13 protein-coding genes are annotated in these 16,345 nt (G+C 62.0%); 10 read left to right on the top strand and 3 right to left on the bottom strand.

Annotation, left to right across the window (positions count from 1 at the left end; all coding sequences use genetic code 11):
- Positions 1-21: 21 nt before the first annotated feature.
- Both ABEA18_RS24340 and ABEA18_RS24335 read right to left on the bottom strand, forming a co-directional pair.
- A complete protein-coding gene (locus ABEA18_RS24340) occupies positions 22-537 on the bottom strand; it encodes a hypothetical protein (protein WP_345453965.1) in 516 nt (171 codons plus the stop codon).
- Entirely contained in the window at positions 534-1,601 is a 1,068-nt protein-coding gene (locus ABEA18_RS24335) for a CHAP domain-containing protein (RefSeq protein ID WP_345454062.1), read from the bottom strand. The genes ABEA18_RS24340 and ABEA18_RS24335 overlap by 4 nt, the downstream gene beginning before the upstream one ends.
- A gap of 353 nt (positions 1,602-1,954) precedes the next feature.
- Between ABEA18_RS24335 and ABEA18_RS24330 the strand changes: the two genes are divergently transcribed.
- The 10 genes from ABEA18_RS24330 (at position 1,955) to ABEA18_RS24285 (ending at position 14,527) form a co-directional block, all read left to right on the top strand.
- The gene (locus tag ABEA18_RS24330; RefSeq protein ID WP_345453962.1) at positions 1,955-2,548 is read left to right on the top strand and encodes a hypothetical protein; all 594 of its coding nucleotides are present in this window, start codon (positions 1,955-1,957) and stop codon (positions 2,546-2,548) included.
- Entirely contained in the window at positions 2,545-3,309 is a 765-nt protein-coding gene (locus ABEA18_RS24325) for a hypothetical protein (protein WP_345453959.1), read from the top strand. Before ABEA18_RS24330 ends, ABEA18_RS24325 begins: the two co-directional genes overlap by 4 nt.
- Positions 3,310-3,319: 10 nt before the next feature.
- Complete coding sequence (locus ABEA18_RS24320) at positions 3,320-3,628, top strand: hypothetical protein (protein ID WP_345453956.1); 309 nt, start codon at positions 3,320-3,322, stop codon at positions 3,626-3,628.
- Between the two features lie 240 nt (positions 3,629-3,868).
- The gene (locus ABEA18_RS24315; protein WP_243182081.1) at positions 3,869-4,072 is read left to right on the top strand and encodes a hypothetical protein; all 204 of its coding nucleotides are present in this window, start codon (positions 3,869-3,871) and stop codon (positions 4,070-4,072) included.
- Positions 4,073-4,281: 209 nt separating this feature from the next.
- Complete coding sequence (locus ABEA18_RS24310) at positions 4,282-6,066, top strand: hypothetical protein (protein ID WP_345453953.1); 1,785 nt, start codon at positions 4,282-4,284, stop codon at positions 6,064-6,066.
- A gap of 163 nt (positions 6,067-6,229) precedes the next feature.
- Positions 6,230-7,153: a ParA family protein gene (locus ABEA18_RS24305; RefSeq protein WP_345453950.1), complete on the top strand. Its 924-nt coding sequence runs from the start codon at positions 6,230-6,232 to the stop codon at positions 7,151-7,153.
- Positions 7,150-7,530, top strand: a complete 381-nt coding sequence (locus ABEA18_RS24300) for a ParB family protein (RefSeq protein WP_345453947.1) — start codon at positions 7,150-7,152, stop codon at positions 7,528-7,530. The genes ABEA18_RS24305 and ABEA18_RS24300 overlap by 4 nt, the downstream gene beginning before the upstream one ends.
- A gap of 234 nt (positions 7,531-7,764) precedes the next feature.
- On the top strand, positions 7,765-8,112 hold the full coding sequence (locus ABEA18_RS24295; RefSeq protein WP_345453944.1) for a TnpV protein: 348 nt from the start codon (positions 7,765-7,767) through the stop codon (positions 8,110-8,112).
- 329 nt (positions 8,113-8,441) lie between these two features.
- Positions 8,442-13,163: a helicase-related protein gene (locus ABEA18_RS24290; protein WP_345454059.1), complete on the top strand. Its 4,722-nt coding sequence runs from the start codon at positions 8,442-8,444 to the stop codon at positions 13,161-13,163.
- A 653-nt stretch (positions 13,164-13,816) separates the two neighbouring features.
- Positions 13,817-14,527 (top strand): toll/interleukin-1 receptor domain-containing protein, encoded by a 711-nt coding sequence (locus ABEA18_RS24285; RefSeq protein WP_345453941.1) that lies wholly within the window; start codon positions 13,817-13,819, stop codon positions 14,525-14,527.
- 41 nt (positions 14,528-14,568) lie between these two features.
- On the opposite strand, the gene ABEA18_RS24280 is transcribed toward ABEA18_RS24285, so the two are convergent.
- On the bottom strand, positions 14,569-15,840 hold the full coding sequence (locus tag ABEA18_RS24280) for a hypothetical protein (protein ID WP_345453938.1): 1,272 nt from the start codon (positions 15,838-15,840) through the stop codon (positions 14,569-14,571).
- Positions 15,841-16,345 lie beyond the last annotated feature (505 nt).

The raw sequence follows: 16,345 nt of genomic DNA, 5'->3' as shown, positions 1-16,345 counted from the left end.
GTGGGATGGACGTGCCGGCGTTTAGGAGGCGGGCGGGGTGAGGCGGTTGACCTTCCACGGGGCGTCCTTGCCGGTGCGGAGCAGCTGCACCGTGTAGGTCCCGGCGTTGGTGGGGACCGCTGCCATGACGCCGAAGCCGTTGGTTTCATCGACGCTGAGGGTGGCGGTCCCGGTGACGCGGGATGCGGGGATGTTGGCCGGGTCCACTGCCGAGTAGTCGGCGGTGGCCTGCGGGGTCAGCCAGCGGGCCAGGTCATTGGCCCACTGCTTGTCCTCCACGGCGGGGCGGGCAAAGTCCGTCATAGCGTTCTCTGCGACATCCATGGCCTCGTCCTTGCTGGCCTGATCCCAGGTAATGCCGATGGCGGCGGGGATAGTGCCGCCCGGTGCCTGGGGTCCACTGTTGGCGCTCAGCGAGACCGGCGCGGACGCTGTGGGCTTGCTGGTTGATGCCGACGGCGCTGTCGTGGTGTTGCCTGCCGGTGCGCAGGACACGCCGAGCAGCGCCACGGCGAGCAGGATCAAGGGCTTTTTCACTTTTTCTCCTCTTGAGTGGGCAGGTACAGGAAAGCTGAGGGGACAGTGCTGGTCACTGTCCGGGTGTAGTAGCTGTGGTCCGCCGGGGCTGGGTTGCCGTTGTAGCCCTCTTCGACGTAGGTCCCGTTGTCTTTGACTTCCTTGACCACGGCGACGTGACCGAAGTTCGGGTCCGCTCCCCCGGCGCCGGGCGCGTACCAGACAACTGCGCCGACCCGTGGTGTGCTGCCGGTTGGCCAGCCCTTGGCATCCCAACCGGCCTTCCACGTCAGGGCCGAGCCGAGGCCCTGCCCGTCGGGGCGGAAGGAGCTGTTGAGGAACTTGAAAGGAGCTTTCGTTGAACCCATCTGCTGGTTGACCCGCCACAGGGCGAAGTCCACGCACTCGCGGTAGTACATGCCGAGCGGTGAGGTGCTGGCTGTGTTTGCGCCGCCCTGTAGCCAGGTCGGGGAGTTCTTCCACGGGTAGTCATCCCCCGCGCCGGACTGTCCCGGGATGGCGCAGTCGCCGCCTTGAAGGGAGAACTTCGAGTTCGAGAGCGCCTGGACGAGTTTGACGGCTTCGGGCCAGTACTTCTGGTAGTGGTACGGGTCGGCGTTGCGCTGGACCTTGTTACCGGCAATGGTCGGTTCCAACAGCTCCCAGCCGGGCACGCCCTGCAGGGCCTTGATGAAGTTGGTCGCGCTCCTGGTGGGGTCCATGCGGTCTGCGTAAGAGCCCCACGCGCCGTTGGCGCGCTGCTGAAACAACCCCCGCGAGTCCGGACCGGCACCGTCGCCAATATCCAACGCCCGCAGGCCCGACTCCCCCAGGGCCACCATGACGCTGATCATCTGACCGTTGGCGGATAAGCTCAGCGCCTTGCCGGCGCCCATGATGGCTGCTGCGTTCTTAAGCTGCTCCTGGGTGTAGCCCTCAACCTTGGTGCTGCCGTCGATGACGACAGAAACGGACGGGCCGCAGTCAGCCAAGGCTGGTTTCGCGGGTGCCAGCAGCAGAAGCATGGAGAAGACGAGGCCGATCAGCATCAAGAGTGCCGCGACGGCGGCTCCTGTGCTGAGCATCTTGGACGGCTTCACGCTTCCCCCTGCGCTTCTGTGCTGTGTTGCCTTGCAGTCAGGTCTCGTAGGTGGGCCCCGGCTAAACTCGATCCCAGAAGCTACGATGGATTAATACAAGTTTTGAGATATCTAGATTTGTTTAATTATTGGTTCAATCCTAGCAGGTATTGATCATCCGCGCTTTTCTCATGCCATTTGTCTAAGGAGTGTCCGTGCCTGTCTCAGCCGCCGAATTTCGGGAGTGGTTGGAAGGGCGATCCCTCAGCCCATCCCCGACTGCGCTCAGTGCGTTGACCGGTATAAATCGGGGCACTCTGAACAATCAGCTCAGGCGTGGAAACGTTGCGGAGTCCACGGTGATCGCTATCGCCAGGGCCACGGGAATGAACGTCATCGATGCGCTCAGCGTCTTCAGTCCGTACCAGGTCATCAAGTCCCGGCCCATAGAACCCTCTTCCGCGGAGCTTTTGAGTCAGGTCCATCACGCGGATCTCATGGCAGAGCTGCAGTTTCGCACCTCCAAAAAGCACTATCCTCGTGAGCTCCGCAAGGGTATTGACCTCATACCCTTCCCGCATGAAGGGTCTGTGCGGACCTGGATCGATTCCATCGATCCAGGGGACATTCGCCAGCAAATGTCCCAGGAAACGGGCATGGCGCTTACCTACATCGCCACACAACTCACAGAAAACAAGTTGAACCCGCCTTTGGCGATCGCAGCCTCTCGAGCCGGTGGAGGCTCGTTCGCGACCGGCCTTGTGGTGACTGAATTGATCACGCCGGCCGAAGGCGGGTGGCAGATCAGGGCTCGCGAGGATGAGTTGCTGGAAGTTTCTGACGATGCTTTGGTCGAGGCCATTTCTGCCCGAATCCACCTCCTGCAGCGGCGTGTGAAGCAGCGAAAGGAAGCCCGCGAATACGCGGAGAAAATGACGGAACTCCTGGGATGAACCCGCTCACCGTCGTCCCGGTAAGTCTGATGCTCATTCTCCTGGGCAGCCTGACATTCAAACGCATTAATACCCCGGTGCTGGGACACCAGCATGCACTGCAGGGAAAAGCCAGCAGCATCGCTCTGTCGGGTATCTTCCTGACCCTCGCCTATCTACTGCTCCTGCCCCCGGTCTACATGGGCATGGAATCAATCATGCCGCTCACCAACGGCACCGACCTGGTATCCAAATACTTCGCCCTCGTCGCCGTCGCATTCCTGGGCGGTCACCTCAGCACTGCCTACGGCTCATCGTTCGCACGCCGGTGGACTGTCGGGGCACCGGGAGCGGCAATGCTGGGTACCGTCGCTACGGGCCTGCTGGGCACCCTCCTGGCGACCACCGCCCCGAACCCGTCACCGCAGCTGCTGGACTACGCTGCGCAGCCGAGCGTGCGCCTGAATACATGGCTCGTGCTGGCCTACGTCGCCTACATCGTCTTCCCCCTCATCAAGCCCGCCTACAAGGACTCCCGCAGGAATCCCCTGAGAGTCGGCCGGGTCGCGTCCGGACTGATCGCCGCCGGCTTTGCGCTGTCACTGATGCGCGCCTTCACCTATCCGGTTGAGTTGAGCGCGACCGGCGACGCCACCTACCTCTTCATGATCGTTTCCTACATCTCCACGGCCTTCGTGGTGACCGGCCTGGCACTCTTCGCCTACGCCCGCAAGAACCGCGTACCGCAGACTGAGCTTGGCTCAGCACTCTCCATCGACTAGAAAGGCTGCCATGAACTCGACGCCGCAAGACGCCCAACTAGCCGTCAAAAGCGTCCTCGCCGAGGTCAACAAAGAAAACGAAGCCGCCTACAGGGTTATCTTCGAAGCAGTGAAAATATGCATCGCCTCCGGAATGAATCGACAGGAAGCTGCTAAGTTCCTTGGCGTGCAGGCTCGACGAATCGACCGCCGAGGACAGTACTTCCGATCACTCCTGGCAACTAGGAACCTGTTCCGGGGCGCCTTGAACTCCGGGATCGGCTCAACAGCCGATGCTGCCGAGGTCGAAGCCGTCGTTCGGCGGGCCTGGAAGCGCTAACCTCGAAGCCGCAGCTTGCTCCATAACTAAAATTTCTTGAGTTTGTGACATATTGGAACCATGTCACCATCAACGTCGTGCAGCCTAGCCGAGGACCTACGCTCGCGCGGGAATAACGGGGTCGACCTGCGGGAACGACTGCGAGGCGATTGGCGCGACACGGCAGCGACATCCCACTTAAGGGAACCTGATTCCGGTTCCATGGAGAATGTCCATGGAAAACCAAGGAATGAGGATGCCATGCCACAGCCCTTCAAGGGAGACCGCCGGAACATCACCGTGCGGATGCAGGCTGCTGATGCCCAGAAGCTGCAAGCTTTCTCGGACATTACCGGCGACTCCAAGAGCGATGTTGTTGCTCGCCTGGTGATCGACTTCCTAAAGACCATCGACTTCGACAGCATCTCTGGCCAGGAGGCCCTGCCTATCGCTAAGGCCAGTTAAAAACTGAAGGCCCGCTTTCGCGGGCCTTCAAAAAGTATGACGTTCAGATCCACATCTTGGCGGATCAGCGATCTGAACTTATCAAGCTCCCCGTGAGGGGCGCTCCATTTGCTATACCCCGAAGGGACTAGCTGTTGTCTATGGTACCTGTAGCGGCCGTGCCGTCAACAACTGACGCACCGCGAGCAGCGCGTCAAGTCACACCCGACATGGCATGGGCGCTCGCTCCCTTGATCGCCGGCGCACCCACTTACCGCTTGGGACGCTGGATCGGCGGCAGGTTCCAGTACCCGCGGCCGCAGAATCCGCCCCGGATAAGTGCTGTGTTGCCGACACGGCCGGCGGCAGTCCTCATCCATGGGGCAGACGGCTCGGTGGCTACTCTCTGCCTTGACCTGGACACTTCCAAAGCGCTGCAGGGCGTCGTCGATGCCGACGCCCAACGCCTCGGGACCCTCTTGGAGAGCTGCGGTATCCGCTACGTTGCGGACTACTCCCCCAGCGGCGGCCGCCACCTCTACATCCCGCTCGCAGAAAGAATGAGCGGCCCGGAATCCCGGCAGCTCGTCGAAGCCATGACCCTCCTGGCTCCAAGTCTCGACCCCAGTCCACACCAGAACGTCACCGACGGCTGTATCCGGGTTCCAGGTTCCTCACACAAATCCGGCGGCCGGCAAATCCTGACCACTCCCCTGGCCGCTGCCTATGACATCCTGCGCCACCGGAATCCCGCCAGCGCCGTCACCGCGCTCAGACTGGCCCTGGCGCCCGAAATGAGACGCGCCCGCGAGCTCAAAAACCGCGCCGCCAAGATGATGGCCGCCGCCACGGCAGCGCGCGGTCTTTCCCCCGCTCCGATCGGCGGGAGCCAATCCCCCTTACGGGTGCTGGCCCGTACCGGCCTGTACGACACGGCCAAGTACGCCAGCCCCTCAGAGGCCCGCATGGCGGTCCTGAACCACTTCGCCGCCTGTGGCTGGACCCTGGACCAGGTCCGCCTCGAGCTGGGCGGCCAGTTCCCCGGCCTCGCCGCCCTCTACACGACCACCGACCGGCAGGAACGCCTCATCGACAAAGAGTGGGCAGAAGCCTGTCGCTGGATCCAAAAACGGGGAACCCAAGTCTCAGGTATAAGGACTACCCGTATTAACGACACAAGCCCCCCAGAACCCACAGGGGGGGCCAGCAGAACCAGCAGCAGGGTTGGCGTGCACCAGCTCGTGAATGATCTTGAAAATGTCCTCTACGCAGTCCTGGACCACAGACTCAAAGAACGCCGCCGCGAAGGCCTCAGCCTGCGCCTGCTGCTTCGCGCAGTGCTCGGCTACATGCGGACCATGGAAACTGATGTGCTGGATGTAGGCTGCCGGACCTTCGCCACCGCCCTGGGCAAACACCATGGCACCATCTCCAGGCTGCTCCCGATGCTCGAACAAGCCTCAGACGGCATCCTGACCAAAATTGCCGATGCCCGCGGCCGCAACGCCGATACCTACGTGATTCAACTCCCCCAGCACTTTGAACAACTTGCCCGGGAACTCTCCTGGCGCAGCGGAAAGATCCATGGCATCCGCCCTGTATTCCGGGCCCTTGGCGACGTCGCTGCCCTCGTATACGAATCAATCGAACGGGGACGCCTCTCCCCCACCACAGCAGCAATCGTCCGGTCCACAGGACTCAGTCGCACAGCCGTTGAAACGGCACTTGCGGCCATGAGCAGCTACAACATGATCGGACGCCGGCACGGGCAATGGAGCATCACGGCCGGGACCAGCCTGACCGCGCTGGCCCGCCGGCTCGGTGCACTTGACGACGCCGCAGAGCAGATCAGCACCCACCGAAAGCAGCGTGCAGCCTGGCACGCATGGCTGGACAGGAACCTCATGCCTGAAATCGCGGAACACGAAGTGGATGAACCGGACTCTGATCTCTACTGGATCCCTCCCTCCGAAACTGAACTGGACTTGATAGGGACGCTGTGGCGAGCGGCCTGATACAGAAAGCGTCAATAATGCAGTCATTGACTGCTATGCCAGCATTGCCCGTAAAAGTGTCAATACTTGCAATGCCAGTATTGAAGGTATTGACTGTAAAAAAGTCTTTGACACGATTACTTTCAAAGACCTCAAAGACAGTATTGACAGTAAGGTTGGGATCATGACAGCGACAACAGCGTTCGACCGGACAGGAATGGACCGCATCTGCGGCTTCGTCAACGGCAAGGGAGGCGTGCTGAAGACGACCCTGACGGCAAACGTCGGTGCCCTGCTGGCAACTTCCGGTTGGAAGGTTTTGCTCGTGGACATGGACCCACAGGGAAACCTTGGACTCGACCTGGGCTACAGGCATGGCCCCCTCGATGACGACGGTAGCGCCCTCGCGCAGAGCCTCATGTTCGGCTCACTGCTGACGCCACTTAAGGATGTTCGACCCAACCTCGATGTGATTCCCGGCGGGGCCGAGCTCGACCAGGCAGCGGCCGGCCTGATTGCGCAGGGGAGTAAAGATGGAAGCAAGGCGAAGCTGGCCCTGGCCCGATCACTCGCACCAATCGCTGCCAGCTACGACATCATCTTCATCGATTGCCCGCCCGGCAATGAACCTCTGCAGGTCGCGGCCCTCGGTGCAGCCTCGTACGTAGTGGTCCCCACCAAGACGGACAAGGCCGGACGTGAAGGACTCATTGGAGTAGCTAAACGCTTGGACACAGTCATCGATGTCAACCCGAACCTCGACCTGCTTGGCGTAATCATCACTGCCACATCCTCCACCGCGACCAACGTCCACCGGATGACGCGTGAGGCCATCACGGAGACCTTTGGAACGGATGACGTTCTTTTCAACGGAATGGTGCGTCACGCAGAAGCCCCGGCCCAGGCGGCCCGCGATAGGGGAGTGCTGGTCCACGAACTCGAAGAACAGGTCAAGGCCGCCCCCAAATGGTACGAAGTGCTGAAGGGAACAGCCGAAGCTGGCCAGAGCCAGCCGAGATCTGCGGCCAATGTCGCTGAGGACCTTTACCAGATAGCCCATGAACTCGTTGCCCGTCTGGAAGCGGCCGAGGAAAGGAACGCATCATGACTGAAAGCAACCGCAAGCCCATCGGCGTCCCGCCCCGCCGGCAACCTGACAACCTCTCCGTCCAGAACTTGGTGAAAGCCAACAGAAGCCCCGGATCGAACGGCGAGTCAGCCCCCGCCTCTCCGACGTCGCATTCTGGCCCGCTGCCGGACACTGCACCGAAACAGGTCACTTTCTACATGGCAACGGATGACCTGAAGCGCGCCAAAGCGGCCTATACGGGAACCAGCGGACAGGAGATGGACAGGAGCTGGTCTGATTTCATCTCTCGTGCAGTCCTCATGGAAGTGGAACGACGCGAACGCCTCTACAACGAAGGAAACCGTTTCGAAGGCGGGACTCGGAACCTTGCCCCCGGCCGGAAAATTCAGCTTTGACGGCATTGATGTCTTTGACAGTAATGCCGTCAAAGCAATTCGAAGTATGCCGATAGGCCTCCCGGCGAGGTTAGTGCGAGCGAGTTGGCCAGAACAGGCAATGCGACACCAATCCGGCTAGCGTGGCCCCTGAACCATTCTGGGTAAGGGGACAGCCGATGGCAGGGCGTAAGAAGCAAGTAGATGGTCAGCTGAGCTTTGAGGCTCTGTGGGCGGCACCAGAGGAGGATCGTGATGAACAAGTACGGCAGGCAGGCTCAGGAAGCCTGGAAGGCAGCAAGTCCGACGCGCTACAGCCAGATCCAGGACCCGGAGGACTTCTTCACCAAGCTGGGGGAGGAAGCCCAGGAACAGGTGGACGGGCTGCTGCTGAAGATCGCAGGACCGGACCCGCAGGGGGAGGGGTATCTAGAGAAGGTCGGCCGGTTGAACGCGGCGCGGAACCAGGCCGAGGAAATCGTCCGCTACGACCTGCTCTCGCCACCGGAGACGGCGGACGAGGAGGACGAGTACGTGAACCCGAGTATCCAGGAACACCTGGAGTTTATGGCCGAGGTGCAGAAGCTCAGGGAACAACTCTAGACACCGATCCGGACAGGTTCCGCCCCTCATCCCAAGACGACCTGGCACCATCGGGTACCCGCAGCCGCATCCGGGCGAACCTAGCAGCCCTTGAAGTACTGCGGACGCTGCAGAGCGGGAACCGCCAGGCCACGGAGGCCGAGAAAGCGTCACTGGCGCGGTGGGGGAGTTGGGGAGCCCAGGGCGTCTTCCAAATCTTCGATGAGTCCCGCGAGGAATACGCGGGAGACCGTGAGCATCTTCGCAGCCTCCTGAGCGAGGTCGAATACGATGCGGCCCGCAGGACAACGATCAACGCCCACTACACGGACGCCGCCTACGTGCAGGCCATGTGGTCCACCGCCCAGGAACTGGGCTTCACCGGCGGCACGGTCCTGGAACCGGGATCCGGGGTGGGAACCTTCATGGGCTTCGCCCCCGACGCCGCCGAGATGACCGGCGTGGAGCTGGATCCGACCACCGCGGCCATCTCCCAGGCCCTTTACCCCGCGGCCACCGTCCGGGCTGAGTCCTTTGCCGATACCAAGCTGCCGACCGGGCACTTCGACCTGGCTATCGGCAATGTGCCGTTTGCGAACGTCACCCTGCACGATCCCCGCCACAACGCCGGCGGCCACTCAATCCACAACCACTTCATCCTCAAGTCCCTGGAACTGACCCGCCCCGGCGGCATGGTCGCGGTGCTGACGTCCAGCTTCACCCTGGACGGAACGAACCCCTCAGCCCGCCGGGAAATGAACCAGCTGGCCGACCTCGTGGGCGCCGTCCGGCTGCCCACCGGCTCACACCGCAAGGCAGCCGGCACCGATGCCATGACGGACCTGCTGATCTTCCGCCGCAGGGAACCCGGGAAGGAACCGGCCTCCACCCTCTGGGAAACCGTCACCGCTCGCCAGGTCGACGGGACCATTACCCGCCTGAACTCCTACTTCGATGAATGCCCCGAACGCCTCCTTGGCGAGCTGCACGTCAGCCACGGCATGTACGGGGCCGAAACCCTGCAGCTGACCACCGATGATCTTTCGACCGTCCCGGACCGCCTGAACGCAGCGCTGGCCGACGTCGTACGCGAGGCCCGGACCGCCGGGATGATGATGACCGGGCGGACCGCTGACCAGGAGAGCCAGCGGGCCGCCTATGTTCCGGCGGCCGCCCACGAGTGGGACGGCCACATCAGCGCCGCCGACAACGGCTTCACCGTTGTCGAAAAAGGCTCACACACCGAACTCGCCGTGCCCAAGACCCAGGCCGCTGAACTCCGGGCCCTCCTGGGGCTACGCGACCGCGCCCGGCAGCTGCTCACCGCAGAGGCCGAAAGCCGCGAGGACACCGCCGGCATTGACGGGCTCCGTGACGAACTGAAGAGCGCCTACGACCAGTACGCGGAAACCTACGGTCCGATCAACCGCTACACGCTCCGGAATACGGGGCGCGTGGATGAAGAGACGCAGGAACCCATCCAGGCCCGCATGACACCCAAGGCAGTCTCCATCGTCTCCCGTGACCCGTTCGGTCCTCTGGTGATGGCATTGGAAAACTTCGATGAAGCCACGCAGACAGCTTCACCCGCCGCCCTGCTTTCCACCCGCCAGGTCCAACCACGCCGACCGGTCCTTGGCGTGGACACCGCAGAAGAAGCCCTCACCGTCACCCTCGACACCGTAGGCGAGGTTGACCTGGACTACGCCGCATCCCTGCTGGGCATCAGCCCTGACGACGCCCGGGCCGCCCTGGGGGAGAGCATCTACCAGATCCCCGGCACCGAGGAGACTTTCCAGACCCGGGCCGAATACCTGTCCGGGAACGTGCGGGAGAAGCTTGAAGTGGCCCAGGCGGCCGCGCTCTCCGATGACCGGTTCGCCGTCAACGTCCGGGACCTCGCCTCGGCCATGCCGGAACCGCTGCGCATGGATGAGGTGGAAGCGCGCCTCGGTGCGGTCTGGATCGACGCCGGCACACACCAGGAGTTTGTCCGGGAAATCCTGAACGATCCCTACGCCACGGTCTCCAACGCGGCCGGCTCCCTGTGGGACGTCAAAGCCAACCGCCACACCCTGGCCGCCACCAGCAACTGGGGCACGCAGCGGATGCCGGCCTCCGATGTCCTCAAACAGGTCCTGGAACAGCGCCCCGTGCGGGTCACGGACGAAGGCGAGGACAAGCGCCGCATCCTGAACCCCACCGAAACCGCAGCGGCCCAGGAAAAAGCCCAGCTGCTGCAGGAGCGTTTCAGCGAATGGGTGTGGGAAGAACCCGAACGGGCCACCCGTCTCATTGACGAGTACAACCGCCGCTTCAATTCCATCGTGCTGCGCGACTACACCACCGAAGGGGAGCGGCTGACCCTGCCGGGAATGGCCAAGGACTTCTCCCCACGCCCGCACCAGCGCGCCGCCGTGGCCCGGATGCTCTCCGAGCCTGCCGTGGGACTGTTCCACCAGGTCGGCGCGGGAAAGACCGCCGAGATGGTCATGGGCGTGATGGAACTGCGCCGGCTGGGTATGGTCAACAAGCCCGCCGTCGTGATCCCCAACCACATGCTCGAACAGTTCGCCCGCGAATGGCTGCAGATCTACCCGCAGGCCCGCATCCTCGCAGCATCCTCGAGCGATCTTGCAGGGGACAAGCGCCGGCAGTTCGTGGCCCGCGCGGCCGCCAACGAGTGGGACGCCGTAGTCATGACCCGCACCGCGTTCCAGCGCGTGAGCCTCAGCCCCGAAGCTGAAGCCTCGTACATGAGAGCCGAAGTCGCCCAGGCACGGGCCGAACTGGAAGCAGTCAGGGACAGCGGACAGGACAACGGCCAGCCCAGCACGAGCATCGTCAAACGGCTCGAAAAGGTGGTCCTGGGACGGGAAGAACGCCTCAAAGCCAAGCTCGATACCCCCGCCGATCCGGGAATCAGCTTCGAGGAAACCGGCATTGACTACCTCGTGGTGGACGAGCTGCACGACTACAAGAACCTGGAGACGCCCAGCAACATCCCCGGCGCCGGAATCCAAGGCTCCAACCGTGCATCGGACCTGCACATGAAGACAGAGTTCCTGCGCCAACGCGAAGGCCGGCGCGTGATCACCGGAGCCACAGCGACACCCATCGCCAACTCCGTCACGGAAATGTACGTCATGCAGCGCTACCTGCGCCCGGACCTGCTCCAGGCTGCAGGAATCCAGGACTTCAACACCTGGGCCGCGACCTTCGGGCAGGTTGTCGAGGAAATGGAACTCTCCGTCGCCGGCGGTGACCGGTTCAAACTCAAGAGCCGGTTCGCGAAATTCCAGAACGTCCCCGAGCTGCTGAAAATGTTCCACACCTTCGCAGACGTGAAAACCGCCGAGGACCTCAAGCTCCCCGTCCCGTCCCTCGCCGCACGCGACGGGGACGGGCTGCGGCAGCCGAACATGCTCACCGTGGAACCCAGCCCCGAACTCCGCGAGTACATCCAGGACATCGGCCAGCGGGTGGACCGCATCCAGCAAAAGCTCGTGGACGCCGAGGAAGACAACATGCTCAAAGTCTCCTCGGACGGCCGCAAAGCCGCCCTGGACATGAGACTCATTGACCCCGCGCTGACCCAGCAAGGACCGACCAAGATCAGCGCCACCGCTGACCTGCTGGCCAGTGTGTATGAAGAGCACAAGAAACGCATCTACACCGACCCGAAAACCGGGGAACCGGACCCCGTGCCCGGAGCCCTGCAACTGGTGTTCTGCGACTTCGGCACCCCCTCTGACCGGTGGAACGTCTACGGCGAACTCAAAGACCAGCTACGCCGCCGCGGCGTGCCCGAACACATGGTCCGGTTCATCCACGACGCCAAGAACGACACCGAGAAAGGCCGCCTCTTTGCCGCCGCCCGCTCCGGCCAGATAGCCGTGCTGATGGGATCGACCTCAAAAATGGGTGTTGGCACCAACATTCAAAAACGCGCCGTGCACCTCGTGGACATGGACGCCCCCTGGCGGCCCTCCGACGTCGAACAACGCCACGGCCGCATTCTTCGCCAAGGCAACCAGAACCCCGAGGTCCGCATCTCCCAGGTGGTCACCAAGGAATCCTTCGACTTTTTCATGTGGCAGGGACTCGAACGAAAGTCCCGGTTCATCAACCAGATCATGCGCGGACGCCTGGACGTGCGCGAAATCGAGGACATCGGCGACAACACCCTGAACTTCGCCCAGGCGAAAGCCATCACCAGCGGCAACCCTTTGGTGCTGGAGAAGGCAGTTGTCGATCAGGAACTGGCCCGCCTGAGCCGTTTGGACCGGGCCTACAACCGGAACATGGTTGCTGTCGCCCACACCAAGCGCGGTGAACAATCGGCGGCCGAGGCCGCCGCGCAGGACCTGCCCCTGATCCGGGCAGCAGCGGCGCGGACTCTCGACACCACGGCGGATGCCTTCAAAGCCACCATCGACGGGAAGTCCCTCGACAACCGCGGGGACGCGGCCGAGACGCTCCGCGCATGGGCCGGCAAGCACGGCCACCGGCTCATGAACCTCTACGGCTACGACGAACTCGGAACCATTGCCACCCTCGGCGGCCACGAACTCCGTGCCCGCCTCATGCCGGCCCGGGACCTTGACCGGGCAACCGTCGAAGTACGCATCGAAGGAGTGCCCCGGGCAACCACACAAATAGCCCGCCGCAGCCTGCTCTCCGCTGATCTGGGCACCGTCAGGCAACTCGAAAACAGAGTGTCATCGCTCCCGAAGCTCGCAGCCGACGTCGAAGGACGACGGCGGGAAGCACTCGCCAATGGCGCACAAGCAGAGAAGGCTTTGGCAGAACCGTTCAAGCACGCCGACGCGCTCAAAGCAGCCCAGGCAGACTCGGCACGGATCAACCAGCTCATGGCCGACGCCGCAAAACCGGAAGAACCGGCACAGCCAGAACCCCCGGCTGAAGTCGACCCACGGATGGAAAAGATGCAACGGCTCATGAACGCCTCATTTCCGCCGCAATCCGCCGCCGAGGCCGGCCGCGCCACAACCGCCCAACCGCGGACCCCGGACCAGCGCCGCCAGCAACAAACCGAATACGGGCGCTAACGCCGCGTCCCCGGCGCACCAAAGCTCTGCACACCTTGTCTGTGCAGAGCTGTCCGCCGACCCTAGCGATTGGGACAATGAACGCGCACCCCGGTATCACTTTGGTATCAGGGCAGTATCGTGGCGCCACTGATCCCAGGGTGGCCAATATAGGCCGCCTACGGATCATTCTGCATAAGGTGAACACATGACAGTTACTTGGACTCCACGACTTGATATAGCGCGCAACAACATAGTTGTGGGATGGCTCTCGCTTAAACCTGTAACCACCCAGGTACTCCCACGAATCGGGGAAGCGGTCTCCTTTTATCCTCTGCTGCCAGAAGAGATGGGGCTTAATTCGGATCTGTCTTACCGCCCAGAAGTGCAAAACGTTGAACATTGGGTTAGCGACCATGACTGCGAGATTAGGGTCGTCGTCAAGGTCACAACTGATGGGAGCGTTGAGCACTTTACGGCGATAGCGGAAGAAAATGAGTTGGTTTGGACCCCGAAAGCTAGCAAATAGCAGACGTGGTGCGGTGTGCATCTCGCACCGCACCACGTCGCCTGATTGCGTTTCTTGCTAACAGATTGAGCGCCCTTCCAGCCGAGATCACGGGCCGCGTTTGCCCAGGCCGAGAAGGTTCCGATCCCCGGGATAGGATCAGGCCATGAGTAGGTGCACAGCCCCGTCCCGTGGCCACCGATCGGCAGCCGCGGCCGCCGCCTGCCCTGTGCACGGCGGCAGAGGTTACGGGTACTCGCCAAGGTCCAACTACGCGCCGCCGGCCCGCACCCCGCGGAGCAGCAGCGGGAGCGGCTCGAACAGCGGAGGCGGATCGGCCGGCAGCAGGACGCGGCCGAGCTGGTCACCGAGTAACTCAACCGTCACCTACACAGCTGACCAAGTGCGGGCCTTGACGCCGCTTCGTCGCACGGCGGAGTTACGAGCGCGCCAGCAGCCTGCCCTTCGCGACATCTTTCTCTGCCACGCATGGGATGACCGGCGTGGTGCTGCTACGGAACTGCACGACCTCCTCAAGGCCGAGGGCGTGTCGGTCTGGTTCAGCGAGAAAGACATCATGCTTGGCCAACCGTTCCTGCGAGAAATCGACAGGGGCCTGGCGAAGTCGCGTACGGGTCTCGTTCTCGTGACCCCGGCGTTACTGAAGCGCGTCGACAGTCGTGGGGTCTCTGACAAGGAGCTTTCGGCACTCCTTGCGCGCGATCTGCTGATCCCTGTCGTGCACGAGACGACCTATGACGACCTTCGGATGGTCAGCCCCTTGCTCGGTTCCCGAAACGGCTTGGACACGGCGGACGATTCTATGGCCGTCGTTGCCGCAAAAATCGCCGAGATGGTCGCCATCGAGGACGACTGAGGACGACTTGTCGTTTGAGATCGCGGCGGGGGTCCTGAAGCTCAACCTCTGCCCAGATTTTCAAGAAGAATCTGTAGCTCGGCGAAAGCTAGGTAAGGCGCTGAACTCACGCCCGTCTTGCCAATGGGTTGCGGTTGGAGTGACTCCGGAGTCCGGGTGAACACAACTTCCGGGGTTATGACTAGCCCGAAAAAGTGATCGTACTGGCTGAAGTCATAGTTGTCTCCGACGGGATTATTCCGGATTGTTTTGAGTCGTTTTGCCCATTTGGAAACGTCTTCATCCACTTTGGTGCGAGCGTTCCTGACGCTGACGTAGTCGCCGGAATCATAGGGTCGTGCTAACTCATATTTCTTGCAGTCGATCAAGATCAGAGTGTCCTCCACAACCATGAGGGCGTCAGCGTCAGTGACGGGCTTCCCTCCCAAGTTCAAGGTGACGCCGCGGAGTTGTCGAATGGAGTCGATCGGCTTGAGAAGGGTGTCGTCGATGAGACGTTGAACAGCGAGTTCGAATTCTGCCGCCGAGGCGTTGACCCATTCCCCGCCCACACTCGCGTCGAGACGAAGGTCGTGGAGAAGCCCGCTGGTCAGAGATGCCAGGTCGATCAGGACGATACCGGGCCGCCATGGCCGAAGCACCGGCCCGTAGGCACTGGCCACGTCTGACAAGTCCATTCCTTTGACCAGGGCTAGGACGTCTGCCGGGTCAGCGGGTACATATCCGGCCATAACTGGCCAGGCAGCCTTCCTGGTACGAGCAAGGGTTTCGGCGATGATCAGGGCAAGCTGCTGCTCATCCATGATGATGTATCCCACTCGGGGAACGTTTACTCCCACTGAGTTCGAGTACAGCATGGCGTGCAACATGACGGCCTGGGACAAGATAACCAGCGCTGCAGCTTCGCGCGGCATGTCCATTCCGCCGATAGAACCTTCCACGATCGCCGGATTTAGAGGGTCCGTTAATCGCATTGCTCCGAATCCGAAACGGCCTGGAGCCATAAAGGGCTTCGGATGGTCTGCCATAGCCCCTTGCCACATGACGGTTTCCCGAATTCCATGGAGGTGCATCGTCGCAATTGCCAACAGCGGCTCTTTGGCGTGAAGATCGAAATCCCTTGAAATGAGGGGATGCCAGCGATTGGTGGCGGCCTGAAGGGCACGCTTATCGAAGGCTGTGATTGCGGCCTCTAGCTCCTCATCGAGCTCTAGGTCCGGTAACGATGATTCCCCCACGATGAACCGGGTTCCCTTGCTTGATCGCCTCAGCCATCCTTCGACGTGGTTAAGCTGCTCGGAAATGGCAAGCATCCGGGCGAGCCTAGCTGTGACCTCCAGCGAAATGTCGAAAGTCAATGGGGATTGAAGGAGGACCGGGTCATCGTTCGGATGGCACGTGCTGAGGCCGGTAAGATTTTCTGCGATTCGTAGGATAGAGATCTCGGTATTCGGCAGATAGCCTCGCACTAGTTCGGGGTCTGTTCGACGTAGATACCAGAGCCAACGGGTGGAGGAGTACGCGTCTCGGACAGAGCGCGACGCGGAAATGAGCGAGGATCGAATCGCGTTTAGGTAGCCTGCCGCTTCCGTTCCGTCGATCACTGTTCCAGCTGGCGGCTCTGCGGGTATGGCCCTAACCAGCTTTCTTTCTGCCCACCTCCTTGACCGCGGCATCGCCTCCGCTGTCATGTCGCGCAAGAGAGAGTAGACGCGGCCTGCCTCGGGTGATTTGGCTTGAGCAGCCGCTTGCGTGTGGTTGTGGCAGTTTGAGTTGGACCCGGTGTGACGGTTTGATTTGAGCCCACCTGCCGACTCG

It is taken from the genome of Arthrobacter gyeryongensis (assembly GCF_039543785.1).
GTDB lineage: Bacteria > Actinomycetota > Actinomycetes > Actinomycetales > Micrococcaceae > Arthrobacter > Arthrobacter gyeryongensis.
Note: the sequence above shows the minus strand (reverse complement) of the source record. Positions and strands in the feature narration are given on the sequence as shown.

Bases quoted from the DNA above. Each gene is read 5' to 3' on its own strand.
- ABEA18_RS24280 (WP_345453938.1), bottom strand. From the start codon at position 15,840: ATGCTTGCCATTTCCGAGCAGCTTAACCACGTCGAAGGATGGCTGAGG.
- ABEA18_RS24335 (WP_345454062.1), bottom strand. From the start codon at position 1,601: ATGCTCAGCACAGGAGCCGCCGTCGCGGCACTCTTGATGCTGATCGGC.
- ABEA18_RS24295 (WP_345453944.1), top strand. From the start codon at position 7,765: ATGAACAAGTACGGCAGGCAGGCTCAGGAAGCCTGGAAGGCAGCAAGT.
- ABEA18_RS24300 (WP_345453947.1), top strand. From the start codon at position 7,150: ATGACTGAAAGCAACCGCAAGCCCATCGGCGTCCCGCCCCGCCGGCAA.
- ABEA18_RS24315 (WP_243182081.1), top strand. From the start codon at position 3,869: ATGCCACAGCCCTTCAAGGGAGACCGCCGGAACATCACCGTGCGGATG.
- ABEA18_RS24285 (WP_345453941.1), top strand. From the start codon at position 13,817: ATGAGTAGGTGCACAGCCCCGTCCCGTGGCCACCGATCGGCAGCCGCG.
- ABEA18_RS24325 (WP_345453959.1), top strand. From the start codon at position 2,545: ATGAACCCGCTCACCGTCGTCCCGGTAAGTCTGATGCTCATTCTCCTG.
- ABEA18_RS24290 (WP_345454059.1), top strand. From the start codon at position 8,442: ATGTGGTCCACCGCCCAGGAACTGGGCTTCACCGGCGGCACGGTCCTG.
- ABEA18_RS24320 (WP_345453956.1), top strand. From the start codon at position 3,320: ATGAACTCGACGCCGCAAGACGCCCAACTAGCCGTCAAAAGCGTCCTC.
- ABEA18_RS24305 (WP_345453950.1), top strand. From the start codon at position 6,230: ATGACAGCGACAACAGCGTTCGACCGGACAGGAATGGACCGCATCTGC.
- ABEA18_RS24310 (WP_345453953.1), top strand. From the start codon at position 4,282: ATGGCATGGGCGCTCGCTCCCTTGATCGCCGGCGCACCCACTTACCGC.